Here is a 494-nt window from a genome sequence, read left to right as displayed (position 1 = left end):
GCGAGTTCCACGCAGCTAACGGCAAGGTTTATCTTTCCCCGATTATTGACTGTTATGACGGGAAAGTCGTGGCCTATACGAGGGGATTACACCCAACCTCAGTGTTGGCTGATTCCTCCCTTGAAAACGCACTGGCAACCCTCCCGCACCAGCGCCTAAGCCAGCTACAAGCCGGCGAACCTGAGCACCCACTCGTGATTCATTCGGATCGGGGAGTCCACTACCGGTCTGTGTCCTGGATTGAGCTTACGCGGCGTTACGGGTTGACGCGGTCGATGTCGAAGAAGGGGTGTAGTCCGGATAACTCGGCTTGTGAGGGATTTTTCGGGCGGATGAAAACCGAGATCTATCACGGGAAGAAGTGGGCTACAACTGATGAGTTATGCGAGGCGATAGACGAGTATATGCTCTTCTATAACCAGAAACGTATTACCTTGAAGTTCGATGGTTTAACAATTATGGAACAGCGTCAAGCGGTTTTAAGCAATAATGTC

1 protein-coding gene is annotated in these 494 nt (G+C 51.2%); it reads left to right on the top strand.

Going from position 1 to position 494, the window contains the following annotated elements:
• Positions 1-494, top strand: a 494-nt coding sequence (locus AC5RK6_RS04680) for a transposase (protein WP_493926370.1), incomplete at both ends; no start/stop codon positions are given.

Source organism: Actinotignum sp. usb-actsch-213, assembly GCF_059085665.1.
The sequence above is the reverse complement of the archived record's forward strand: the minus strand, read 5'-3'. Positions and strand labels throughout refer to the sequence as shown.